This is a genomic window from Kitasatospora xanthocidica (genome assembly GCF_014656195.1).
Lineage (GTDB): Bacteria > Actinomycetota > Actinomycetes > Streptomycetales > Streptomycetaceae > Kitasatospora > Kitasatospora xanthocidica.
Genome location: NZ_BNBY01000050.1, coordinates 18,991 through 42,276, shown reverse-complemented (window position 1 = coordinate 42,276; position 23,286 = coordinate 18,991). Strand labels below are relative to the sequence as shown.

Below are 23,286 nucleotides of genomic sequence, written 5' to 3'. Positions count from 1 at the left end.
TGTCGTGCCGGGCGGTCGTCGGCGCCCGTGCTTACGATCGACCGCCCGGCACGACCCGTGCCCCGACCGAGAGGTGTGCCATGACCGCAGCGGACGACCCGATCGGACTGCTCGCCCGGGCCCTCGCGCAGACCGCCGGACTGATCGACGGCACCGGCGTCGAACTGGCCGGCCACCCGACCCCCTGCCACTCCTGGGACGTCGGCGACCTGGTCAGCCACCTGCTCCACGACCTGCGGCAGTTCACCGTACGGGCGAACGGCGGGCAGCCGGACTGGTCGGAGCCCTTCGAGCGGGTCGAGGAGGACTGGCTGCACGCCTTCGAGGCCGGGGCCGAGGACCTGGTCGACGCCTGGCGCGCGGCCGGGGACCTCGACGGGACGGTCGAGGCACCCGGCAGCGGCACCGTGCCGGCCCGCTTCCCGCTCGACCAGCAGACCACCGAATTCGCCGTCCACGGCTGGGACTTGGCCCGGGCCAGCGGCCAGTCCACCGAGGGCCTGGACCACGAGGTCGCGCTGGTCGCGCTCGCCTGGGCGCAGGGCGCGCTCAAACCCGAGTACCGGGGCGTGGAGGAGGAGCGGTACGCCTTCGGCCCCGCCGTCACCGTGCCCGAGGACGCGCCGCCGTACGACCGGCTCGCCGCGTTCTTCGGCCGCGACCCGGCGGCGCCGGTGGTGCTCCCGTGACCCCGGCGGCGCCGGTGGTGCTTCGCTAGGGCCCGTCTTCGAGTCCCGTCCGCGCCGGCGCGCCCGCGTCAGGGCTGCGCCGGCTGCCGGGCCGCGGCCTGCTTGATCGCCTCGCGGATGCGCGGGTAGGTGCCGCAGCGGCAGACGTTCTGGATCTGGTCGATGTCCGCGTCCGTCGGGTTCGAGGTGCGGCGCAGCAGGGCGACCGCCGCCATGATCTGGCCGGGCTGGCAGAAGCCGCACTGGGCGACGTCGCAGGAGAGCCAGGCCTCCTGGACGGGGTGCAGGGTCTCGCCGTCGGCGAGGCCCTCGATGGTGGTGACGGTGTGGCCCGCGCAGTCCTTGACGGACCGGGTGCAGGGCTGGAACTCCTGGCCGTCGAGGTGGCTGGTGCAGGCGCGGCAGACGCCCACCCCGCAGCCGTACTTGGGGCCGGTGACGCCGAGCTTGTCGCGCAGCACCCAGAGCAGCGGCATGTCGTCCGGGGCTTCGACGGTGACGGGCTGCCCGTTGAGGACGAAGGTGTGGGTGGGCATGGGGGCGGGTCCTCAGAAGTTGATCGGGAAGGAGCGGGGGCTGGTGCCGGTCGCCCGGGCGTAGGCGTTGGCGACCGCGGCGGAGGCGGCCGGGACGCCCAACTCGCCCGCGCCGCCCGGCGATCCGCTCGGCGGCAGCAGGTGGATCTCCACCGTCGGCGGGGTGTGCCGCTGCCGGGCGTAGTGGAAGTCGCCGTAACTCCCTTCGCGGAAGGCACCGTTGTCGAGGTGGTTGCCGGCCTGGAGGATCACCGAGATGCCGTCGACCAGCGCGCCGGTCAACTGGGCTTCCAGGCCCTTGGGGTTGATCACCCGGCCGACGTCGGCGGCGATCACGGCCTTGGTGACCCGGGGGTTGGCGCGGTCGGTGGCGTCCAGTTCGACCAGGTAGGCGGCGATGCTGCCGTGCTCGTCGTGGTAGCCGATGCCCTGCGCCTGGCCGGGGGGCAGCGGGCGGCCCCAGTCGCCCTTCGCGGCGACGGTGTCCAGCACGGCCCGGCCGGCGGCGCCGCGCAGCCGGGCGCGGCGGAAGGCGACCTCGTCCTGGCCCATCCGCCGGGCCAGTTCGTCCATCATGATCTCGTCGGCCACCCGGACGCTGCCCGAGTAGACCGAGCGCCAGCTGCCGGTGTGCACGGCCAGCGGCAGTTCGGAGAGCAGCTGGGTGGGAACGCCCACGTTGTACGGGTTCTTCTCGGTGAGCAGGAAGAACGCCTGGGCGAGGCTGAGCCCGGCCACCGAGAGGCTGAACCCGGCGGCGGAGAGCGCCTCCCCGAGGCCGTGTCCGAGGTCCGTCTTGACGGTGGCGGCGCGGTGCTCCCAGCTGAGCACCTGCCCCAGGGCGTAGGTGGCCCGGACCCGGTGGTGGCTGGCCGGGCGCATCCGGCCGTGGCGCATGTCGTCGTTGCGCGTCCACATCAGCTTGACCGGGCGGCCCGCCGCCTTGGAGATCAGGGCCGCCTCCAGCGCCGCGTCGAAGAACAGCCGACGGCCGAAGGAGCCGCCGCCGCGGACCACGTGCACGGTGACGGCGCTCTGCGGCAGGCCGAGTTCGGCGGCGATGGTCTGCTGGGCGACGATCGGGCTCTGCGCCGCGAACCACAGCTCGGCCCGGTTCGGCCGGACGTCGGCGATCGCGGTGAGCACTTCCATCGGGGCGTGGTTCACGAAGGCGAAGTCGAACTCCCCGTCCACGTACTGGGTCAGCAGCGGCGGGATGAGGAAGGGCAGGTGGGCGGAGCGCAGCCGGGCCTTGACGTCGGCGTCGGACAGCCCGGCGACCGGGCCCGGGTTCCAGCTGGTGCGCAGCGCGTCGCGGGCCTTGAGCGCCTGGTCGAAGGTCTCGGCGAGGACGGCGACCCCGCTCGGGATCTGTACCACGCCGAGCACCCCGGGCATGGCGCGGGCGGCCGAGGCGTCCAGGGACTTGAGGGTGCCGTTGACGGTGGTGGGGCGGGCGACCACGGTGGGCACGGCGCCGGGGACCTGGAGGTCGCCGGCGTACTTGGCGCGGCCGGTGACGATGTCGCGGGCGTCGATCCGGCCGGTCGGGGTGCCCACCAGGCGGAGCCGGTCGGCGGGCTTGGGCGTACCGGGGACGGCGGGCAGGACCACCGTCGCGGCGTCGGCGGCGAGTTCGCCGTAGCCGGCCCGGCGACCGTCGGGGGCGAGCACGGCGGAGTCGGCGGTGCGCAGGGAGTCTGCCGGAACGTTCCAGCGCCTGGCGGCGGCGGTCACCAGCCGGGCACGGGCGGCGGCGGCCGCGCCGCGCACCGGGTCGTACAGCGAGCGGACGGAGTTGGAGCCGCCGGTCAGCTGGTTGAAGAGCAGTTCGGGGCGGCCGTCGGAGAGCGGCACGTCCACGTCGGTGAGCTTGGCGTCGAGCTCCTCCGCGACCATCATCGCGATCGCGGTGGTCAGGCCCTGGCCGACCTCCAGCCGGGGCAGGTACAGCACGGCGCGCCCGGCGGGGGTGATCTCCAGGACCAGCAGGTGGGAGGTCGGCAGTCCGGCCAGGATCATCGCGTCGCCGAGGTCGATGACGTCCGGGATGCCGGGCAGGCCGAGCAGTTGCGGGGGTGCGGCGTCCCGGGCGGCGGCCGCGGCGTGGGCGGCTTGTGCGGCCTGTGCCGCGCCCGGCGTGGCCGCCTGCGCGGTGGCGGGGGCGGCGGTGTCGAGGCCGAGGCGGGCACCGATGGTGAGGGTGGGCGCGGCCAGCAGGTAGGTGAGGAACCGGCGGCGGCCGGTGGGCCCGGCGGCCGCCGTGGTGTCCGTCGAGGTGTCCGCGCTCGCGTCCCGGGTGAGGTGGGGGCCGGCTTCCGTCGCGGTGCCCGGACGGTTGAGGGGGTGGGGCTGTCCGGCGTCGCCCGGGCGACCGGTGGAGTCCGAGGGGGCGATGGAGGTGCTGATGGGAGGAACCCTTCGAGCCGGAGAGACGGCACCGGTTCGGGCGGGCACGACGGCCCGGGCCCCGGTGCCGGACCGCGAACGCCGTTGAGCATAAAAGGGCGCTACTGACGGGTCAACACGGTCAAAGTTGGCCCCCGAATTGGCCGATCTCGCTTTTGCAACGTTCTGCGCCCGCGGAGTCGGAACGGGTACGGACGGCGCTTCGGCGGCGCGGGAACGGCCCGGCCAGGACGGCCGCGAAGCGGTCGGGGAGCCCAACGCGCCGCTGTCGCACGGGGGTTCAGCGCTCGGTCGGCGGTGCGGCGGAGCCCGGAAGTGGCCCAAGAAATCCCTTGATCACTGGACCTTCCGGATGGGCCAGTTCCTGCCTAGGGTAGGTGGCGAACCGTCGCCGACGGTTGTGAACTCCCGGCCGCACGCCGCCCGTCCGTGCGTCGGTGCTGTCGTCCGTCCGTGGGTTCACGGCCGGACACCGCAGAACAGTGACCGTCCGTGACCGATCGGCCGCGGACCAGCGAAGGAGCGACGTGCCGACCGACCGATCCGCCCGGTGGAGCACCCTCCTGCCGCCCGCCGGCCCCCAGCGGACCCTGGCCGCAGCCCAGTTGGCGAGCGCGGTGGGCGACGGCGCGTACTACACCTGCTCCGCGCTCTACTTCACCCGCGTCGTCGGGATGTCACCGACCGCCCTCGGGATCGGCCTCGCCGTCGCCTGGGCGCTCGGCTCCGTCGCCGGCGTCCCGCTCGGCCACCTCGCCGACCGGCGCGGCCCGCGCCGCACCGCGGTGGCGCTCGGGCTCGCCGCCGCCGCCGTGGTCGCCGCCTTCCTGGTGATCCGCTCCTACCCGCTGTTCCTGCTCGCGGTCTGCCTCTACGCCACCGCGCAGTCCGGACTGAGCGCCGCCCGGCAGGCGCTGGTCGCCGGACTCGTGCCGCCCGCCGAACGCACCGGCCTGCTCGCCCACCTGCAGTCGACGCTCAACGGCGGCCTGGCCGTCGGCGCCGCCGTCGGCGGCATCGCGCTCAGCGTCGGCACCCGCGACGCCTACCTCGGCGCCTTCGTCCTCACCACCGTCGGCCTGCTGATCGGCGCGCTGGTCCTGCGGCGGCTGCCCGAAGTGCCGCCCGCCCCCGAGGGATCCGGCACCGGACCGCGGCTGGCCGTGCTGCGCGACCGGCGGTACGCCGCCGTCACCCTGGTCAACGCCGTCCTGCTGCTGCGGATGCCGCTGCTCAGCCTGATCATCCCGCTCTGGATCGCCCAGCGCGCCCCCGCGATCGGCTGGCTCGGCTCGGCCCTGTTCGTCCTCAACACCGTGGCCGTGCTGGCCTTCCAGGTCCGGGCCGCGCGCGACGTCACCGGCCTGGACACGGCCGCCCGGGCGGTCCGCTCGGCCGGCGTGCTGCTGCTCGGCTGCTGCGCGGTCTTCGGACTGTCCGCCCTCGACGTGCCCGTCTGGGCGGTCGGCGCGCTGCTGACCGCGGCGTCCGTGCTGCAGGTGGCCGGCGAGATGCGGCAGTCGGCCGGCTCCTGGCAGATCGGCTTCGACCTCGCCCCGCCGGAGCGGATCGGCCAGTACCAGGGCTTCTTCGGCACCGGCGTCGCCGTCGCCCGCACCCTCGGACCGCTGCTGCTCACCACGCTCCTGCTCGACGGGGGCCTGGCCGGGTGGCTGGTCCTGGGCGGGGTCTTCCTCGCGGCCGGGTACGCGATGGGGCCGGTCGCCCGCTGGGCGGCACGGGACCGCGAGCACCTGGCGGCGCCCTCCGCCCGGGTCGTGGCGGACACCGCCGCGAAGGGCGCGTAGCGGAGGGGGACAGAGCCGGACGAAGCGCGACGACGCCGAGCGGGGGCGGGGAGAGCGGAAAACGCTGGCCCCGCCACCCGCGCGCTGGCATGCTGGCCGCGTGGACAGACCCCAGATCTGGCTCGACTTCGCCCCTGAGCTGCACCTCTTCGTCTCCTCGCCCCGGCGGGCCGGCCGCACCGCGCTGCACACCGACGGCGCCTCCACCCTCGGCCACGTCGTCGAGTCCCTGGGCGTGCCGCTCACCGAGGTCGGCGCCCTCGTGGTGGACGGCCGGGCCGTCCCCGACGCCCACGTGCCGGCCGACGGCGAGCACGTCTCCGTCCGGGCCGTGACCAGGCCGCAGCCCTCGCACACCCCGCCGCGCTTCCTGCTGGACGTCCACCTCGGCACCCTCACCCGCCGGCTGCGGCTGCTCGGCGTGGACGCCGCGTACGAGAACCCCGACATCGGCGACGCCGCGCTGGCCGCCCGCTCCGCCGCCGAACAGCGCGTCATGCTCTCCCGCGACCGCGGCCTGCTGCGCCGCCGCGAACTCTGGGCCGGCGCCTACGTCTACAGCCACCGCCCCGCCGAGCAGCTGCGCGACGTGCTCTCCCGCTTCGCCCCGCCGCTCGCGCCCTGGAGCCGCTGCACCACCTGCAACGGCACGCTGCACGCCGCCACCAAGACCTCGGTGCGCGAGCAGCTGCGGGACGGCACCGAGCGCTCCTACGACGCCTTCGCCCAGTGCGACGACTGCGGCCAGGCGTACTGGCGCGGCGCCCACCACGCCCGGCTGGAGGCGATCGTCTCCGAGGCGGTACGCGACTTCGGCAGCGGCAACGGCAACGGTCAGTCAGGGGTGGCGACGGCGTAGGGCCCTCTGGCGCAGGCCGCGTGGCCGTGGTCCCATCGGCGGTGGGGGACGGGACCACGCTACTCGGTCGCACGAGAGAGGCCAGGTCGTCGGATGAGCAATCAGGCAGAGCACCAGCCCTTCGGCACCGCGGACGTCGCGGACGCCCCCGTGGTCACCGCCCCCGACGGGGCCGAGGTGTACCCGCTGCTGGTCCTGGAGGGGCAGGGGAGCCTCGCGGTGTTCGCGCTCGCCCCCGGGCAGGTGACCCACGCGGTCTCCCACGCCACCGTCCAGGAGCTGTGGCAGGTCACCGCGGGCCGCGGCGAACTCTGGCGCCGCCAGGGCGAGCGCGAGGAGATCGTCCGGCTGCTGCCCGGCACCGCGGTGTCGGTACCGCTGGGCACCGCCTTCCAGTTCCGGGCGGACGAGGACTCCGACGGGCCGCTGCGGGTCACCGCCGTCACCATGCCGCCCTGGCCCGGGACGGACACCGAGGCCCGCCCGGAGGAAGGCCCCTGGAAGACGACCGGCTGGTGAGGCGGGGCATGCCGCGCCGCCCGCTGTCGGCGTTGGCCGCGGCCGCGGCGGTGCTCGCGCTCGCGGCCGCCCCGGCTGCCGCCGTACCCGCCGCGGGGCCCGCCGTCGGGCCGGTCCAGCCGCAGCTGGAGTCGCGCTACGTGACCATGCCGGACGGCGTCCGGCTCGCCGTCGACGTCCATCTGCCCGCGGGCACCCGGGCCGGTGCCGGCCTGCCCACCGTCCTGGTCACCCAGCGCTACTGGCGGGCCGCGGTCCGGGTCGGCCAGCCCGGCGGCGCGGGCGAGGAGGCCCGGCGGTGGACCGCCCGCGGCTACGCCTACGTCGTCGCCGACCTGCGCGGCACCGGCGCCTCCTTCGGCACCCTGACCTCCGAACTCGGCGCCGACGCGACCGCCGACAGCGGCCCGCTCAGCGACTGGATCGCCGCCCAGCCCTGGTCCAACGGCCGGGTCGGCACCACCGGCGTCTCCTACGGCGGCGACACCGCGATGCTCGCCACCTCCCTCGGCAACCACCACATCACCGCCGCCGCCCCGGTCTCCTACGACTTCGACCCGTACGAGGACCTGGTCCGGCCCGGCGGCGCGCTCATCGAGCCCCGGCTCGCCCCGTACGCCCTGCTGCTGCGCATCCTCGACCAGGCCGGCGGCACCACCTGCGAGACCGACGAGCGGACCAGGCGGCTCTGCGCGGACACCGGCCTCACCGGCCTCCAGCCCCGACCGGTCGACGGCCCGGACGGGCCGGCCCTGCTCGCCGCCGCGCGCGCCGAGCACGCGGACAACGCCAACCTGGTGGAGATGGCGAACTCCGGTGCGCACCGCGACTACCGGGACGGACCGGAGAGCTGGACGGTCGGCAGTGTCGGCGAGCGGACCGAGGCCGTCGAGGCCGGCCGGGTGCCGGTCCTGACCACGGCCGGCTGGCTGGACGCCGGCACCGCGAACGGCGTGCTCTCCCAGTTCACCGGCCTGTCCAACACCCAGGACGACTGGATCGGCCCCTGGAACCACGGCGCCGCCTCGCTCGCCGACCCGTTCCAGCCGGCCCGCCCGCTCACCGCGGCGGAACGCGGCGAACTCGACCGGCGCACCCTCGCCTTCTTCGACCGCTACGTCCGCGGCGGCGCCCGCCCCGACGGCCGACGGCAGGTGCACTACTACACCTTCAACGAGGGCGTCTGGCGCACCACCACCCGCTGGCCGGTGCCCGGCACCCGCACCCGGCGGCTCCACCTGGGAGCGGACCACATGCTCGGCCGACAGCCGGACGACCACCGCACCGGCTCCGACCTGCTCCGCCTCGACCCGACCGCGGGCACCGGCCCGCTCGACCGCTGGAACACCAACCTCAGCGGGGACGAGGTCAGCTACCCCGACCGCGCCGCCGTCGACGCCAAGCTGCTCGGCTACACCTCCGCCCCGCTGACCGCCGACACCCGGGTCACCGGCAACGGGAAGGTCACCCTCGACGTGACCGGCCTGGAGGGGTCGGCGCGCGGCGCGCTGCACGTCTACCTGGAGGACGTCGCGCCGGACGGCCGGGTGACGTATCTGACGGAAGGTCAACTCGCCCTGACAGAAAGGAAGGTGGCCGACCGGGGCGAGAACCCCGACTGGCGCCGGCTGCGCACGCCGCGCACCTACGCGGCGGAGGACGCCGAGGACTTCCCGCAGGGGGAGGCGCAACGCGTCACCATCGACCTCCAGCCGGTCTCGGTGCTCTTCCGGGCCGGCGAGCGGATCCGGCTCACCGTGGCCGCCGCCAACCCCGACTCCTTCCAGGTGCTCCCGGCCGACGGGCGGGCGAGCTACCGGATCGGGTGGGGCGACGGCCGGGCGTCGGTGCTGGAACTGCCGGTCGTGTCCTGATGGTTGAGGGCGCGGGGTTGCCCGGCCGCAGGACCGCCGCGGCCGGGCACCCCGTCGGCTACGCGTCCACGACCTCCAGGCCGTACGCGACCACGGCCTGGCGCAGACCGCCCGGGTAGCCGGCGAGGGCCGGGGTGAACTCCCAGTCGCCGGAGGCGTCGCGGTCGAAGCGGCCGAGCCGCATCGCGGTGTTGGTCTGCGCGCCGTCGGCCAGGTGCATCACGGCGGCGTCCTGACCGGCACCGGCTTCGAGGATCAGCGCCGGTCCGGCGAAGCCGGCCATGGTGGCGTCCGGGTGGTTCTCGGTGTCGGCGGCGGCGATGACGACCAGCCGGTCGACGTCGGCGGGCAGCGCGTCGAAGTCGACCATCAGGCAGGCGTTGGCGTCCTCGTAGCCGGTCACCAGCCGCACCGAACCGTCCGGCGTGGAGCCGTTGTTGTAGAAGACGAGGTGGTCGTCCGAGACCGCGACGTTGCCGCGGCAGACCAGGGCGGCGATGTCGTACTCCTGCTCGCCGGTCCAGTGCAGGAGCAGCCGGGCGGGCTCGGCCGCGACCTCGATCGCGGGCAGCGCGTCCAGGTCGGCGGCCTCGGCGGCGTCCTCCTGGGCGGCGGCGAACACCTCGTGGAAGCCGTGGTGCTTGAGCAGCCCGACCAGTTCGGCGCCGTTGATCAGGGCGACGGCCTTGCCGGTGACGAACTGGTGCGAACTCGGGCCGAACTTGCTGGTGGTGACGAGGACGGCCTTGGTCGCGGCCGGGTCGGCCCGCAGCGTGCCGTAGAGGTCGCGCACCGCCGACGGCGGCACCGTGTCCCGGTACCGCTTCACCTGCACGATCACGTTCCCGCCGCGGAACGGGTCGGTGTCGATCCCGCGGACGTCCACCCCGCCGTCCCGGGACCGGGCGGTGAGCTCGACCTTCATGCCCATCGCCGCCATCAGCCGGGCGACGAGCTGTTCGAACTCGACCGGGTCCATCGCCACCAGCAGCTGGAGCTCGCGCACCCGCTTGGACATCCGGCCGCGGTTGGCGTTGGTGTCGTCGCGGAGATGGCGGAACAGCACGCGCTGGGCGCGGCGTTCGTCGGTGTCGGGGTTGCCGAGGCGGTGGAGTTTCCGGCTCCGGGACATGGAGTGCCCCCTCTTGCAGATGACGGTTGTCGCAGGCGTCACCGTAGAGGAGTCGTGGGCGAAGCACTGTCGGCCCGTCAGTTCCGCCGCACAATCGAGACCTGGCCGGGAGGCCGCGGTGCCGGGCCTCAGAGCGCGTGCAGGTCGAGGTGCCAGGCGTGGGTGGTGTAGGCGCCCATCCGGGTCGGGTGGCGTTCGACCAGGGTCACGTCGAGGCGGTCGGCGGTACGGCGCAGCGAACCGCTGAACCGGTGCTGCTCGTCGGCGGGCAGCGGGTGCAGCTCGGCGAGGACGGTGTCGTCCAGGTCGCGGCCGACGGCCCGCAGCACGCCCGCGTCGAGCACCAGGAGGGTGCCGTCGGGCAGCACCAGCGGCTCCGGGGCCTGCGGGTCGGTGAGCAGCGGGCCGCGTTCGATCCGTCCGCCCGGCAGCAGCCGCACCACCCGGCTCTCGGTCGGGTGGCGGCGGTCCGTCTCGACCACGCGCAGGCCGCTGCCGACCACGTAGTGGCCGTAGCTGCGCCAGGAGTCGACCAGGGCGCCGTCACGGTCGTACGCCCGGGTGTCGAAGGCGTCGTAGCCGGCCAGGCCGAGCGCGAAGCGGCCGCCGCCGAGGGCCGCCGCGCGGTCCCCGCGCAGTTCGGCGACCGTGCTGCCGTCGGCGAGGTCCAGCAGGAGGGCGGGGCCGAGGTGGCCCCAGGCGGTGTAGTCGAACGAGTCGGTGGTGACCAGGACCCGGCCGGAGGAGAGGTGCGCCGCGTTGGGGCGGCCCGGGCAGGGCTGCTGCCAGCGGACCCGGCCGGTGGCGTCGACGCAGCTGAGCTCGCCGTTCCGGCCGTGCACCTCCAGCCCGTCCCGCCGGGCCAGCGGCCCGTCCGGCCGGCCCTGCGGCCGTTCGCCGCTCCTGCGATCATGGCCCATGACAGTGACCCGCCAGCTCCCCATGGCCCGGATGCTAGCGGACTCCGCCGAACGGCGGTGGCGGTTTCGGAGGGTGTCCGAACGGCCGACAATCTCTCCGGGAGTCCGGCTCCGGGAGTTCGGGCGATCGGACAATCGGAAGTCCGGGAGTGCGGGAGCCCGGGAGCTGTCCCAGGAGCCGAGGAGGAGGCCGCGGTGGAGTTCGAGGTGCTGATCGAGATCCCGCGGGGGTCGCGGAACAAGTACGTGATGGACTTCGTGGCGGGCCGGATCCGCCTGGACCGCACCCTGTTCACGGCCACCCGCTACCCGGCCGACTACGGCTACGTCGAGGGCACCCTCGGCGGGGACGGCGAACCGCTGGACGCCCTGGTGCTCGGCGGCGAACCGGCCGTCCCCGGCTGTGTGCTGACCTGCCGGGCGGTGGGCATGTGGGTGATGCGGGACGAGCGCGGCCCGGACCAGAAGGTGCTGTGCGTCCCGGCCGGGGACCCGCGCTACGCGGACCTGGCGGACATCGGCGACCTGCCGGAGTTCGACCTGCGGGAGATCAGCCACTTCTTCCGGGTGTACAAGGAGCTGGAGCGCGGCAAGTCCGTCGAGGGCTCGCACTGGGCGGACCGGGCGGCCGCGCACGCCGAGATCGCGGCCTCCCGCGCCCGGGCGGTGGGGACCCGCTTCGCCGACCCGGCGTAGCGGGGGCGGGGGCGGACCTGCTCCGAGGCCCGCCCCCGCCCCCGCCCCCGCCGCCGCTCAGAGCCGGGCGCCGCTCAGAGCCGGGCGCTGCTCAGGACGGCCCGGACCTGGTCGGCGATGGCCGCCTCGTTCTGCTCGAACTCCGGGGCGGTGAGCAGGTTCCCGTCCGCCGGCAGGCCGGTGAGGACCGGGGTGTGGAGGTGGCCGCCGGGGAGGCCGGGGGCGAGTTCGAGGCGGAGGCGGTTGGAGCGGTAGGCGACCTCGTTGGAGAGGTAGCCGCCGCCTCCGCCGGCGACCGCGCGGGAGCCCGGGGTGGGCCCGTCGGCGCGCTCCACGGGGTCGGTGGCGCCCGCCGGGATCTCGGTGACGGGCGTGTTGAGCAGCACCGGGTAGGGCTGCTGGACGGCCGTCATGGCGTCGGTCGGCAGCGTGGTGCGGATGAACTGGGGCCCGTCGGCCAGGCCGGGGGCGTCGACCGGGTGGCTGGTCGTGCCGCCGGAGAGCGCGCCGACGTTGTCGGGGTACGGGTCGGCGGAGCGGGCGCGTCCGGCCCAGGCCTCCAGGGTGAACAGGCCGGGGTAGCCCTGGCTGATGCTGGTGATCAGGTCGGCGGACTGCGGGCCGCCGGGCACCAGGTGCGGGCCGAAGGCGCGCTCCACCATGCCCCGGTCGAAGTCGCCGTAGCGGACCGGCAGGACGATGGCCCGCACCTCGGCGGTGCTGCCGTCGGCGAGGGTGATCCGCCGTCCGTTCAGCTGGAGGACGGCCGCGCCGGAGGGGTTGGCGCGGCGCGGCTCGGTGTCCAGGCCGAACGGGTCGAAGCCGCTGACGAAGATCCGCCGGATCCCGCGGGCGGCGCCGAAGCCGTCCGCGAGGCCGCGCGAGGCGTCCTCGAAGCGGGCCCGCAGCCCGGCCCGGTCGACGGTGAACCCGGGCTGCCAGCCGTCCAGTTGGACGGTCATGGCGAGCCTGGTCCAGTACAGCGGGCGGTCGTCGAGGGCGGGCAGTTCGCCGCCGGGGCGCCGGCCCTGGGCGCGGTCGACGCCGGCCTGCCACAGGGCCCGGCCCCAGGCGTCCACCACCCGCTCGGCGCGGTGGGGGGTGCGGGCGGAGCAGAGGGCGGCGGGGAAGCCGCGGAGCAGGTCGCCCAGGCCGGACCGCTCGGTGAAGGCGGCCGTGCGGGTGTCCTGGAGGCGGGCCTGCTCGGCGTCCGGGGCCGCCGTGACGGCGGTGCGGCAGCCGGCCGGGGCGGCCTGGGCGGCGGCCGGGGCCAGCAGCGCGACGAGCGTTCCGGTCAGGGCGGCGGCCAGGCCGGCGGTACGGCGTATAAGTGTCATGTCACCTGACAATAGGTCCGGACCTGACGCCCCGCCAGAGCGCCGTCGCGCGGCCCGTACGCCGAACCCGTGCCCGTACGCTGAGCGGGTGACAGCGCCCGAGCTCTCCCTGACGTCCCTGGTGGCCGACCCGTACGGCGGCTACACCCGGCTGCGCGCCGACGCGCCCGTCCACCGGCTCGTCGGCCCGGACGGCCTGCCGTTCTGGCTGGTGACCCGCTACCCCGACGTGCGCCAGGCCCTCGCCGACCCGCGGCTCGCCCTCGACAAGGCCCACGCCGCCCCCGGCAACTACCGCGGCTTCGCGCTGCCGCCCGCGCTGGACGCCAACCTGCTCAACATGGACCCGCCCGACCACACCCGGATCCGCCGCCTGGTCTCCCGGGCCTTCACCCCGCGCCGGATCGCCGCCCTGCGCGCCCCGGTCGAGAAGGTCGCCGAGCAGCTGCTCGACTCCATGGCCCCGGCCGGCCGCGCCGACCTGCTCGCCGCGTACGCCGCGCCGCTGCCGATCACCGTCATCTGCGACCTGCTCGGCGTCCCCGAGGACGACCGGCACGACTTCCGCGCCTGGACCGACAGCCTGATCACCCCCGACCCCGACCGCCCGGAGGCGGCCCGCGCCGCGGTCAAGGCGATGCTCGGCTTCTTCACCGGGCTGATCGAGCGCAAGCGCACCGCGCCCGGCGACGACCTGCTCTCCGACCTGATCGCCGTCCGGGACGAGCGGGGAGAGGGCGAGCCCGAGGTCCGGGACGTTCGGGAGGGGGAGGGCGGTGACCGGCTCAGCGAGGACGAGCTGACCTCGCTCGCCTTCCTCATCCTCTTCGCCGGCTACGAGAACACCGTCCACCTCATCGCCAACGCCGTCCTCGCCCTGCTCACCCACCCCGAGCAGCTCGCCGCCCTGCGCGCCGAACCGGAGCTGATCGACGGCGCCGTCGAGGAGTTCGCCCGCTTCGACGGCCCCGCCCCGCTGGCCATCCGCCGCTTCGCGCGCGAGCCCGTCACCATCGGCGGCGTCACCGTCCCGGCCGGGGAGACCGTGCTGCTCGCCCTCGGCTCCGCCAACCGCGACCCCGAGCAGTTCGCCGACCCCGACCGGCTCGACCTGCGCCGCCGGGAGAACGGCCACCTCGCCCTCGGCCACGGCATCCACTACTGCCTCGGCGCGCCGCTGGCCCGGATGGAGACCGCCGTCGCGCTGACCGCCCTGCTGCGCCGCTTCCCCCGCCTCGCCCTCGACGCCCCGGTCGAGCGGCTGCGCCACCGTCCCACCCTGCGCGCCCGCGGCCTTCTGGAACTCCCCGTCCGGTACTGATCCGGGCACCGGTCCGCGACCGGCCCGGCACTGACGCGACCTTGACGGCGGGGCCGGGAACCGGCACGAGTTCTACAGCGTTGTCGTACTCGAACAGCGGTACTCGTACGGTGGAGGAAGTCCCATGAGTGTGGCCCTGACGAAGGGCGGCAACGTCTCCCTGGGCAAGCAGGCCCCCGGGCTGGCGGTGATCCGGGTCGGTCTCGGCTGGACGGCCGGGGCCGGGTACGACCTGGACGCCAGCGCGCTGCTCTGCGGGGCGGACGGGAAGGTCGGCTCGGACCAGAACTTCGTCTTCTTCAACAACCTGCGCAGCCCGGACGGCTCGGTCCGCCACCAGGGCGGCTCCGGCGGCGGCGCCGACCGCGAGCAGATCGAGGTCCGGCTCGCGGAGGTCTCCGCCGGTGTGGAGAAGATCGTCTTCGCGGTGGCGATCTACGACGCGGCGCAGCGGCGCCAGAGCTTCGGGCAGGTCCGCAGCGCGTACGTCCGGATCACCGACCCGGACGGCGGCACCGAGGTGGCCCGCTACGACGTGGCGCCGGAGGCGGGCAGCGAGACGGCGATGGTGTTCGGCGAGCTGTACCGGCACGGCGCGGACTGGAAGTTCCGGGCGGTCGGGCAGGGGTACGCCGCGGGGCTCGCGGGCATCGCCGCGGACTTCGGGGTGGACGTCCTGCAGCCGGCTCCGGCTGCGGCATCGGCTCCGGCTCCCGTGAAGCCCGCGCTGCCCTCCGCGCCGCCCGCGCCGGTGGTGCCCGCCGCCGTGCCCGCCGTACCGCAGACCCAGCCTCTGACAGGGAGTTCCCCCGTGACGTGTTTCTTCGACCCCTCGCACGGCGCCGGCACGACGGCCGTGCTCTGGTCGCCGCAGTGGGGCGTGCCGCGCCAGATCGAGACCTGCGTCGCCTGCGCCCAGCGGGTGCAGACCACCGTCCCGCCGTTCTACACCCCGCAGCAGGGCTACCCGCAGCCCGTCCAGCAGCCCGGGTACCCGCAGCAGGGTTACCCCCAGCAGGGCTATCCGCAGCAGGGTTACCCGCAGGCGCCCGACCAGCAGGGTCAGGGCGGCGGCCGGCGCTTCGGCGCCGGTGCGCTGATCGGCGCGGGCGCGGCGGGCCTGGTCGGCGGCGCGCTGCTCAACGAGGCCTTCGACGACGACCCCGAGGTGATCGTCAACAACTACTACGAGTAGGACGGCCGCTGAGCCGTCGTACCGCGGACGCGGACGGGCCGTCGGGGGTGCGCCCCCGGCGGCCCTCGCCGTCGGTGGCGTGCGCTTGAATGGCGCCGGTACACCGTTCCGACCGGGGGAGACGCACCGATGACCACGCCCACCGCCGAGCTGCTCGCCGCCGCCCGCAACCCCGACGCGGCCTGGCTGGAGTCCTGCTTCGGCCCGGGCGCGCTCTGGCGGCCCGAGGCGCTGCCCGAACGCCTGGAGTCGCCCGGCGCCCGGGCCTTCCTGGCCGGGGTCGGCGTCCCGGCCGTCGGGCTCGACCTCCTCGACTACGACTCGACCGGCCTGCCCGGGCGCGGGATGTGGGAGGCGGACCTCGACGAGCTGTTCGGCAACCGCACCCCGGACGACGACACCCCGCCGGCCGCCTGGGGGTACTGCGTCGGGACGGTCGGCGTGCTGCACCTGATGGTCGACGCCGGATCCGGGGCCGTGCGGATCTACAACCCGGACGGCTGGGACCACGGGAGCGGCGAGGGCGGCTGGGCGGCCGACTCGCTGCCCGCGCTGATCGGCGCGCTGGCGCTGCTGACCCGCTTCGAGGAGCGGATCACCGGCGGGGACGCGAAGGCGGCGCTGGACGAATTCGTCGCGCTGCTGGAGGAGTTGAGGCAGGGGCCGGACGAGTCGGACCTCTGGCACGGCGTGGTCGAGAACCTGCGGGAGGAGTACGAGGAGCCCGAGGAGTCCGACGAGAGCTGAGCACCGCTCTGCGCGTCCCGCGTCCCGCGGCCGCACAACGCACCGCCGTTGTGCGGCCGTTCGCGTGTTCAGGCCCGGCCGCTCCGGTACGCCCCGGCGCGCGCGGCGGCCTCGGCGGCGGCCGCGGCGCGGTCGGCGGCGGCTTCGTCCAGCGGTTCGGCGGTGGTCAGCATCCGGTAGTAGAGCGGCGCCGAGACCGCCCGGACGACCTCCGGCGCGTCGGTGTCCGGGGGGAGTTCGCCGCGTTCGACGGCCTCGGTGACGCACGGCGCCCACTCCGCCACCCGGCGCCGGTAGAAGTGCCGCAGCGCCTCGGCGGTGTCCGCGTCGCAGTGCGCCGCGACGATGACCGCGCGGAACAGCGCGCCCTGTCGGGGGTCGGCCAGGGTGCGCTGGACGAGCCGGGCGTTGGCCCGCAGGTCCTCGGCGAGGGAGCCGCTGTGCGTGCGCGGCAGGGACTGCTCCGCCATGTCCGTGAGCAGGTCGGCGACCAGGGCGGTGGTGCTGCCCCAGCGGCGGTAGACGGTGGTGCGGCCGACCTCGGCCCGCTGGGCGATGTCACCGAGGTCGAGGCCGCTGAAGCCGTGCTCGACCAGGGCGTCCTCGGCGGCCCGCAGGACGGCGGCACGCACCCGGGCGGTCCGGCCGCCGGGGCGGACGGTGCCGGGGGTGGAGGGGTCGGCGGGATCGGTGGTCATTAACGGGATTCCTGTTCCATTAGGTCGAGGGAGTCTGCTAGCTTCGATCCCATCCTAACGGAACGGGAGTCCCATTAGGGGCTTCGAGGGGAGAACAGTCATGGGCACCGCCAGCACCGCCAGCACCGCCAGCACCGCCAGCACCGACATGGAATACCGCCGCCTCGGCGCGTCCGGACTCAAGGTCCCCGCGCTCAGCCTCGGCACCGGCACCTTCGGCGGCCGCGGCCCGCTGTTCGGGGCCTGGGGCACCACCGACGTCCAGGAGGCCCGCCGCCTCCTCGACATCGCCGTCGACGCCGGCGTCACCCTCTTCGACACCGCCGACGTGTACTCCGACGGCGCCTCCGAGGAGGTGCTCGGCCAGGCCGTCCGCGGCCGCCGCGACCAGGTGCTCATCTCCACCAAGGCCGGTCTGCCCACCGGCGACGGCCCCCAGGACGCCGGCACCTCCCGCGCCCGCCTCACCCGGTCCGTGGACGACGCGCTGCGCCGCCTCGGCACGGACTACCTGGACCTCTTCCAGCTGCACGCCTACGACGCGGGCACCCCGATCGAGGAGGTGCTCGCCACCCTGGAGGACCTGGTCCGGGCCGGCAAGATCCGCTACACCGGCGTCTCCAACTTCTCCGGCTGGCAGCTGATGAAGTCCCTCGCCCTCGCCGACCGCCACGGCCGCCCCCGCTACGCCGCGCACCAGGTCTACTACTCCCTCGTCGGGCGCGACTACGAGTGGGAGCTGATGCCGCTCGCCGAGGAGGAGGGCGTGGGCGCCCTGGTCTGGAGCCCGCTCGGCTGGGGCCGCCTCACCGGCCGCATTCGGCGCGGGCAGCCCCTCCCGGCCGGCAGCCGGCTGCACGACACCGCCGACTACGGCCCGCCGGTCGAGGAGGAGCTGTTCTACCGGGTGGTCGACGTGCTGGACGGGATCGCCGCCGAGACCGGCCGCACGGTTCCGCAGATCGCCATCAACTGGCTGCTGCGCCGCCCGACCGTCTCCTCGGTCATCATCGGCGCCCGCAACGAGGAGCAGCTGCGCCAGAACCTCGGCGCGGTCGGCTGGTCGCTGACCGACGACCAGGTCGCCCGCCTCGACGCCGCCAGCACCCGCACGGCCCCCTACCCGTACTTCCCGTACCGCCGCCAGGAGGCCTTCGCCCGCCTCAACCCGCCGCTGGCGGGCTGAGGGCGAGCGGACAGGACCTCGGGCCCGTCTGCGAACCCCCGCCCGCCTTCCGAGCGCACGACGGGGGTTCGAGGACGGACCCGAAGGCCCCGGCCCGGGAGATGTCCGGGCCGGGGCCGGCGAGGCGCTGTGGGGCCGGTGGCGCACAGCGGTTCGGGGGAGCGGGGCTCGGCTCCGGTGGGCGTGGCCGAAGGTGGGCGCGGCAGAAGGCGGGCGCGGCCGCCCGGCGCGGGAGCGGCTACCGCCGGTGCCAGGCGGCCAGGAGCTCCGCCTCCCGTCCGGGGGTCAGCGTCTCCGGCAGTGGCTCGAACGCGCCGATGTCCCGGGCGGTGTCGGCCACCGGGCGGAGCACGAGTCCGGTGGCGAGGGCGGCGGCCGGGTCGCCGGTGCTGGTGGCCCGGGTCCGGGGGTCGGTGGGCCACAGCGGCAGCGCGCGCTCCGGGACGCCGGCCGCGCGCAGGAAGTCCTCGGCCACCCAGGTGACGGTGGTCCCGGCCGGGGCGACCGCGGCGGCGACGGCGTCGAGGAGGTCGCCCATGCCGAACGGTGGGGCGGTGGCGGCGTGGTAGGCGCCGGAGGCGTTTCCGGCCAGCAGGGCGAGCATCCAGGCGGCGAGGTCGCGGGCGTCGACCACCTGGATCGGGGCGTCGGGCCGCCCCGGGGCCAGGACCTCGCCGCCGGCGGCCAGGCGCCGCACCCAGTAGTCGAACCGGCGGGTGTAGTCGTGCGGGCCGATCACGTACGTCGGGCGCACCAGCAGCGTGCCGGGGCCGAAGGCCTGCCGGGCGGCGCGCTCGCACTGGACCTTGAGGACGCCGTAGGTCTGGCCGGTGAGCGTGTCGGCCTCCGGGCCGTCGGCGGGCCGCAGTGGGGAGTCCTCGGTGAAGCCCGGGGCGGCCGGGGTGTCGTACACCGCCATGGAGGAGACCAGGAGGTAGCGACCGGCGGCGCCCGGGTCGAGCGCGGCGGCCAAGTCCCGTACCTGGCGCGGGAAGTAGGCGCTGACGTCGACGGTGGCGTCCCAGCGGCGGCCGCGCAGGACGGACAGGTCGCCGTCGCGGTCGGCGATCAGGTGGGTGGCCTCGGGGAGCAGCCCGGCACCGGACTTTCCCCGGTGCAGCACGGTGACCTCGTGACCGGCGGCGAGGGCCGCTTCGGCGAAGTGGAGTCCGACGAACTTGGTACCGCCCATGACCAGTATGCGCATCGGGCCATCGTGCCAGAGCCGGTTTCGGCCGTACCAGGAGCGGTCGTACCGGTACGGAAGTGGTCGGTGGGGTCGGTGAGTTGGGGTAGATTGTGCGCAGTTCCGGCGGGAAGTGTGTCGACCGTCGGCAGGTTCATGCGGAGCCCGGGGGCGGCGAGTGGCGCGGGCGATCGGATTCGCGCAGGTCGGCGGCCCGGAGCCGGGCGGGGAGCGCGATAGTGCGACGGCCCTCGAAACGTCTGACGCCGCGTCAAAGTTCCTTGTTTTCCTGCGAACTTCCGCGAGGCCGTTTTAAGCTCCCGTTAACGATGGCGGCTTTCCGCCACTCTCGCGAACTCCCTCACGAGGTCGGGCGGCAGGCCCCCACCGGACCATGCCCAACGTAACGATGAGAGCAGGGATGACGACGACAAGTGAACGAACAGCCGGTGCCGCGCGCGGCCCGGACCGACGGCGATCCGACCGGTACGGCCGTCGCACCGCGGGCGGCGCGGTGGCGCTCGCCGTCGCGATCGGCGCCTGCTCGTTGGCCGCGGCCCCGTCGGCGTTTCCGCAGACCGGCGACGGCACGGTGACGGTCCGGGTGATCCGGGCCGTGGACACCAGCGGGGCGTGGACCCCCGTGCTGGAACCGGGCATGGCGGGCGTGAAGGTGACGCTCACCGACGACGCCGGAGTCGGCATCGAGGGCACCACGGCGGCCGACGGCACGGTCACGCTGGCCCCGGCCGCGAGCAAGGCCGCCGGCGGCAAGTACCGGGTTCAGGTGGTGAATCCGAAGCCGGGTGTGCTGTTCCCGGCCTTCGCCTCCCGCCAGGGACTGACCGGCGCACCGAACCAGCTCAGCAGCAACGAGGAGTTCGTCGACCTCACCGGCGGCAAGAAGGTGGAACTCACCACGGGCCTGTGGAACCCCGGTGACTACTGCCAGAAGAACGCGCCGCTGGTGTCGACCTGTCAACCCGCCCCCAGGGAAGGCGAATCGGCGCACACGCTGGTCTCCTTCCCGTACAGCGCCCGGGGCGTGGCCGGGACCGACGCGACGGTGACCGACCTGGCCACCGCCGAACAGACCGGCAACATCTACGGCGTCGCCTGGAACAGGACCGACAAGCGGCTCTTCTCCGCGGCCTCGGCCAAGCGCACCACGGCGTACGGGCCCGGCGGCCCGGGGGCGATCTACGTGACCGACCCGGCGACGAAGAAGACCACCCTCTTCGCCACCGTCCCGGACGCCGGCACCACGCCGCACAGCGCCGGCAACGACGACGCGTTCCTGCCCGCGGTGGGCAAGGAGAGCCTCGGCGCCATCAAGGTCGGCGAGGACGGCAAGGACCTCTTCGTCGTCAACCTCCACGACCGCAAGATCTACCGCTACGACGCCACCGCGGCGACGGCGGCGCAGCCGAAGGCCGCGTACCCGATCCCCGACCCGGGCTGCCCGGCGGCCGGGGACTGGCGTCCGTACGGCCTCGGCCTGCAGGACAGCACCGGCTACCTCGGCGGTGTCTGCTCCGGCGAGTCGACCGGCAAGACCTCGGACCTGCGGGCCGTGGTGCTGCCCTTCGACCCGGCCACCGGCGAGTTCAAGCCGGCCGTGCTGAACCAGCCGCTCGACTACCCGCGCGGCAACACGGTCGGCACCGCCTGCCCCGGCGCCGGCTGGTTCCCCTGGCAGGACGACTTCCCGGCCACGCAGAACGGCCGGTCCTGCGGCACCGACTACATGGCCAACCCCGAGCCGGCGGTGGCCGAGATCGCCATCGAGACCGACGGCACGATGCTGCTCGCCTTCCGCGACCGCTTCGGCGACCAGTCGGCCGCCGGGCCGACCGCGGGCACGATGGCCAAGGTCCTGCCCGGCGGCGACCTGAACAAGGCCTGCCTGGTGAACGGCGCCTACGTGCTGGACACCAACAACGGCTGCGGGGCCACCACCCGGGGCACCCGGTTCTTCGACAACAACCGCATCGGCCACAACAACGCCCTGAACGCCGGAATGGCGTTCTCCAAGGTCGAGAGCTCCATCGCGACCTCGGGCTACGACACCAACGGCATGGCCTTCGGCTACGGCCCCGGCTTCGACAAGCGCGACGGCAAGGCCGACGGCGGCCTGCGCCTCAACCCGGTCGGCCCGCTGCCGCCGTTCGGCAAGGGCGCCGCGATGGGCGACCTCGAGGTGCTCTGCGACCAGGCACCGCTGCAGATCGGCAACCGGGTCTGGTACGACCCCGAGCGCAGCGGCCTCCAACTGCCCGGCCAGCGACCGGTACCCGGTGCCACCGTGCACCTGTACGACGAGTCGGGGAAGCTCGTCGGCACGACGAAGACGACGGCGCGGGGCGAGTACTACTTCGACGACAGCAACGTCGACGGAGGCCTCAAGCCGAAGACCAAGTACACCATCAAGCTGGACAACCCGGCCGACTACGCCAAGGACGGCCCGCTGTTCCAGTGGGTGCCGACCGAACACGACGTCGGCGACAACCACTTCATCGACTCCAAGGGAATCGTCCCCACCGGCGGGAAGTACCCGGAACGGGCACTGACCACCGGCGGACCGGGCCAGAACGACCACACCTACGACTTCGGCTTCCGGCAACAGGAAGGCACGCTGCGCCTGGTGAAGAACGACCAGGACGGCAAGCCGCTGGCGGGCGCCAAGTTCCAGCTGTGGCACGAGACGAACGGCACCGACGGGCTGCAGCCGACCGGCGACAAGCCCGACACCAAGGTCGGCGAGCCGTGCACCACACCGGCCGACGGGGTCTGCCAGGGCAAGGGCGTGCCGGGCACGTACTACTGGCAGGAGCTGAGCCCGCCGGACGGGTACGCGGCGCCGGAGGTCACGGTGTTCGGCCCGCTGGTGCTGAACTCCGGAAACCTCGACGACGGGGTCTCGGTGACGGCGGTCAACCGCCTGATCCCGACGCCGACGCCGACACCCACCCCGACACCCACCCCGACACCCACGCCCACGCCGACACCGCCGCCGACCACGTCGACGCCGGTCCCGGCACCGCCGGACCAGCCGGCCCCGCCGGCGCCCGGCCCCGGGCACCTGCCGAACACCGGTGCGAGCTCGGCGATCCCGTTCGCCGTGGCCGGTGCGGCGGCACTGATCACCCTCGGAGCGGCGCTGGTGCTGCTGGTCCGTAGGCGCAGGACCGTCCGACAGGGCTAGCACCCGTCAGGCGGAACGGGCGGGTTCGCGGGACCACCGGTCCCCGGGCCCGCCCGACTGCTGTGACCGGCCCGCCGTTCCGACCCATCGACGAGAACCGACGAGAGAAGGCACCCGGCATGGCCCGGAAGGCGCAGACCGACCCCGACCCCCGGAGGCCGCGTCGCCGCCGCCTGCTCCGGACCCTGGTCGCGATCGTGGTGTGCGGCACCGCGGTCGGCGGCCTCGCCGTCTACCGGGCGGTTTCCGACGAGACCGGGGAACGGCCGGTGACCACGGACGAGGCCTCCCGGCTGGCCCTGTCACGGCTCAACCTCTACCAGGCCGCCCCGGTCGGCGTGACCCTCACCGCCACCGAGGGCGGGGGAGTGAGCATCCGGGTCGAGGGCGTCGTGGACTACCGCACCCACCGGGGCGTGGGCCGCTACCGCACCACCGGGGCGAGCGGCCCGCTGGACCACGGGCTGGTCGTCTGGGACACCGGCGGCCTCGGACTGGCCCCCGAGCCGGCCGGCGTCGACGGCCCGGCCTGGCAGCAGGCCGAACACGTGCCCCGGCAGGCCTGGTCACCGCGCTCCTACACGGCCGACCCCCTGGACGCCGGGCTCAGCCTGATCGTCCAACTCGGCGCCGACCGCCCCGACAACCCGCTGCTGCTCGCCCAGTCCGGCGCCCGCTGGCTCGGCCGCGACCGGATCGACGGCCGCGGCTACGACCGCTTCGCCGGCCCGCGCGCCCAGGGCTCCGCCCCCGACGGCGAACGGTCACCACTGACGTACTGGGTCGACGGCGACGGCGCACTGCGCCGGGTCACGATGCGCATGCCGGGCCTCGGCACACCGGCCACGGCGGACTTCACCGGCCACGACGGCGCCGCCAAACTCCCCGAGGCCCCCTGGCTGACCGGCTGACGCCACCTGTGACCCGATGACGCACGGAAGGAAACGAGACCCGGTGAGTACGGCACGT

At 74.7% G+C, this 23,286-nt stretch carries 19 protein-coding genes; 12 read left to right on the top strand and 7 right to left on the bottom strand.

Annotation, left to right across the window (positions count from 1 at the left end; translation table 11 throughout):
• Positions 1–80: 80 nt before the first annotated feature.
• On the top strand, positions 81–689 hold the full coding sequence (locus tag IE332_RS39250; protein WP_189926393.1) for a TIGR03086 family metal-binding protein: 609 nt from the start codon (positions 81–83) through the stop codon (positions 687–689).
• Between the two features lie 68 nt (positions 690–757).
• On the opposite strand, the gene IE332_RS39245 is transcribed toward IE332_RS39250, so the two are convergent.
• Together IE332_RS39245 and IE332_RS39240 are read right to left on the bottom strand one after the other, a co-directional pair.
• Complete coding sequence (locus IE332_RS39245; protein ID WP_189926391.1) at positions 758–1,225, bottom strand: (2Fe-2S)-binding protein; 468 nt, start codon at positions 1,223–1,225, stop codon at positions 758–760.
• 12 nt (positions 1,226–1,237) lie between these two features.
• Positions 1,238–3,682: a xanthine dehydrogenase family protein molybdopterin-binding subunit gene (locus IE332_RS39240; RefSeq protein WP_229929285.1), complete on the bottom strand. Its 2,445-nt coding sequence runs from the start codon at positions 3,680–3,682 to the stop codon at positions 1,238–1,240.
• A gap of 479 nt (positions 3,683–4,161) precedes the next feature.
• Between IE332_RS39240 and IE332_RS39235 the strand changes: the two genes are divergently transcribed.
• The 4 genes from IE332_RS39235 (at position 4,162) to IE332_RS39220 (ending at position 8,694) form a co-directional block, all read left to right on the top strand.
• Positions 4,162–5,442 carry an MFS transporter gene (locus IE332_RS39235; protein ID WP_189926389.1) on the top strand — a complete coding sequence of 427 codons (1,281 nt, stop codon included), beginning with the start codon at positions 4,162–4,164 and terminating at the stop codon, positions 5,440–5,442.
• A 100-nt stretch (positions 5,443–5,542) separates the two neighbouring features.
• Positions 5,543–6,301 carry a Mut7-C RNAse domain-containing protein gene (locus IE332_RS39230; protein WP_189926387.1) on the top strand — a complete coding sequence of 253 codons (759 nt, stop codon included), beginning with the start codon at positions 5,543–5,545 and terminating at the stop codon, positions 6,299–6,301.
• Positions 6,302–6,394: 93 nt separating this feature from the next.
• Positions 6,395–6,820: a cupin domain-containing protein gene (locus tag IE332_RS39225; RefSeq protein WP_229929284.1), complete on the top strand. Its 426-nt coding sequence runs from the start codon at positions 6,395–6,397 to the stop codon at positions 6,818–6,820.
• Between the two features lie 8 nt (positions 6,821–6,828).
• The gene (locus tag IE332_RS39220; RefSeq protein WP_189926385.1) at positions 6,829–8,694 is read left to right on the top strand and encodes a CocE/NonD family hydrolase; all 1,866 of its coding nucleotides are present in this window, start codon (positions 6,829–6,831) and stop codon (positions 8,692–8,694) included.
• Between the two features lie 58 nt (positions 8,695–8,752).
• On the opposite strand, the gene IE332_RS39215 is transcribed toward IE332_RS39220, so the two are convergent.
• Positions 8,753–9,826: a restriction endonuclease gene (locus IE332_RS39215; protein ID WP_189926383.1), complete on the bottom strand. Its 1,074-nt coding sequence runs from the start codon at positions 9,824–9,826 to the stop codon at positions 8,753–8,755.
• Between the two features lie 128 nt (positions 9,827–9,954).
• A complete protein-coding gene (locus IE332_RS39210) occupies positions 9,955–10,770 on the bottom strand; it encodes a PQQ-binding-like beta-propeller repeat protein (protein WP_189926381.1) in 816 nt (271 codons plus the stop codon).
• 171 nt (positions 10,771–10,941) lie between these two features.
• Here IE332_RS39210 and IE332_RS39205 point away from each other — a divergent pair, with 171 nt between their 5' ends.
• Positions 10,942–11,442: an inorganic diphosphatase gene (locus tag IE332_RS39205; protein WP_189926379.1), complete on the top strand. Its 501-nt coding sequence runs from the start codon at positions 10,942–10,944 to the stop codon at positions 11,440–11,442.
• A 74-nt stretch (positions 11,443–11,516) separates the two neighbouring features.
• Here IE332_RS39205 and IE332_RS39200 read toward each other — a convergent pair whose 3' ends face one another.
• Positions 11,517–12,779 (bottom strand): pyroglutamyl-peptidase I, encoded by a 1,263-nt coding sequence (locus tag IE332_RS39200; RefSeq protein WP_189926377.1) that lies wholly within the window; start codon positions 12,777–12,779, stop codon positions 11,517–11,519.
• Positions 12,780–12,867: 88 nt separating this feature from the next.
• Between IE332_RS39200 and IE332_RS39195 the strand changes: the two genes are divergently transcribed.
• From IE332_RS39195 to IE332_RS39185, 3 genes are all read left to right on the top strand, one after another.
• Positions 12,868–14,100 carry a cytochrome P450 family protein gene (locus tag IE332_RS39195; RefSeq protein WP_229929283.1) on the top strand — a complete coding sequence of 411 codons (1,233 nt, stop codon included), beginning with the start codon at positions 12,868–12,870 and terminating at the stop codon, positions 14,098–14,100.
• Positions 14,101–14,224: 124 nt separating this feature from the next.
• On the top strand, positions 14,225–15,295 hold the full coding sequence (locus IE332_RS42545) for a TerD family protein (RefSeq protein WP_189926373.1): 1,071 nt from the start codon (positions 14,225–14,227) through the stop codon (positions 15,293–15,295).
• Positions 15,296–15,424: 129 nt separating this feature from the next.
• Positions 15,425–16,042 (top strand): SUKH-4 family immunity protein, encoded by a 618-nt coding sequence (locus tag IE332_RS39185; protein WP_189926371.1) that lies wholly within the window; start codon positions 15,425–15,427, stop codon positions 16,040–16,042.
• A 68-nt stretch (positions 16,043–16,110) separates the two neighbouring features.
• On the opposite strand, the gene IE332_RS39180 is transcribed toward IE332_RS39185, so the two are convergent.
• Complete coding sequence (locus IE332_RS39180; RefSeq protein WP_189926368.1) at positions 16,111–16,740, bottom strand: TetR/AcrR family transcriptional regulator; 630 nt, start codon at positions 16,738–16,740, stop codon at positions 16,111–16,113.
• Between the two features lie 148 nt (positions 16,741–16,888).
• Between IE332_RS39180 and IE332_RS39175 the strand changes: the two genes are divergently transcribed.
• On the top strand, positions 16,889–17,926 hold the full coding sequence (locus tag IE332_RS39175; protein WP_189926400.1) for an aldo/keto reductase: 1,038 nt from the start codon (positions 16,889–16,891) through the stop codon (positions 17,924–17,926).
• 238 nt (positions 17,927–18,164) lie between these two features.
• On the opposite strand, the gene IE332_RS39170 is transcribed toward IE332_RS39175, so the two are convergent.
• Positions 18,165–19,133, bottom strand: coding sequence for an NAD-dependent epimerase/dehydratase family protein (locus IE332_RS39170; protein WP_189926366.1), 969 nt, complete (start codon positions 19,131–19,133; stop codon positions 18,165–18,167).
• Positions 19,134–19,533: 400 nt separating this feature from the next.
• Between IE332_RS39170 and IE332_RS39165 the strand changes: the two genes are divergently transcribed.
• Together IE332_RS39165 and IE332_RS39160 are read left to right on the top strand one after the other, a co-directional pair.
• Entirely contained in the window at positions 19,534–22,317 is a 2,784-nt protein-coding gene (locus tag IE332_RS39165) for an SdrD B-like domain-containing protein (protein ID WP_189926364.1), read from the top strand.
• A gap of 119 nt (positions 22,318–22,436) precedes the next feature.
• Complete coding sequence (locus IE332_RS39160; protein WP_189926362.1) at positions 22,437–23,228, top strand: hypothetical protein; 792 nt, start codon at positions 22,437–22,439, stop codon at positions 23,226–23,228.
• The last annotated feature ends 58 nt before the right edge of the window (positions 23,229–23,286 follow it).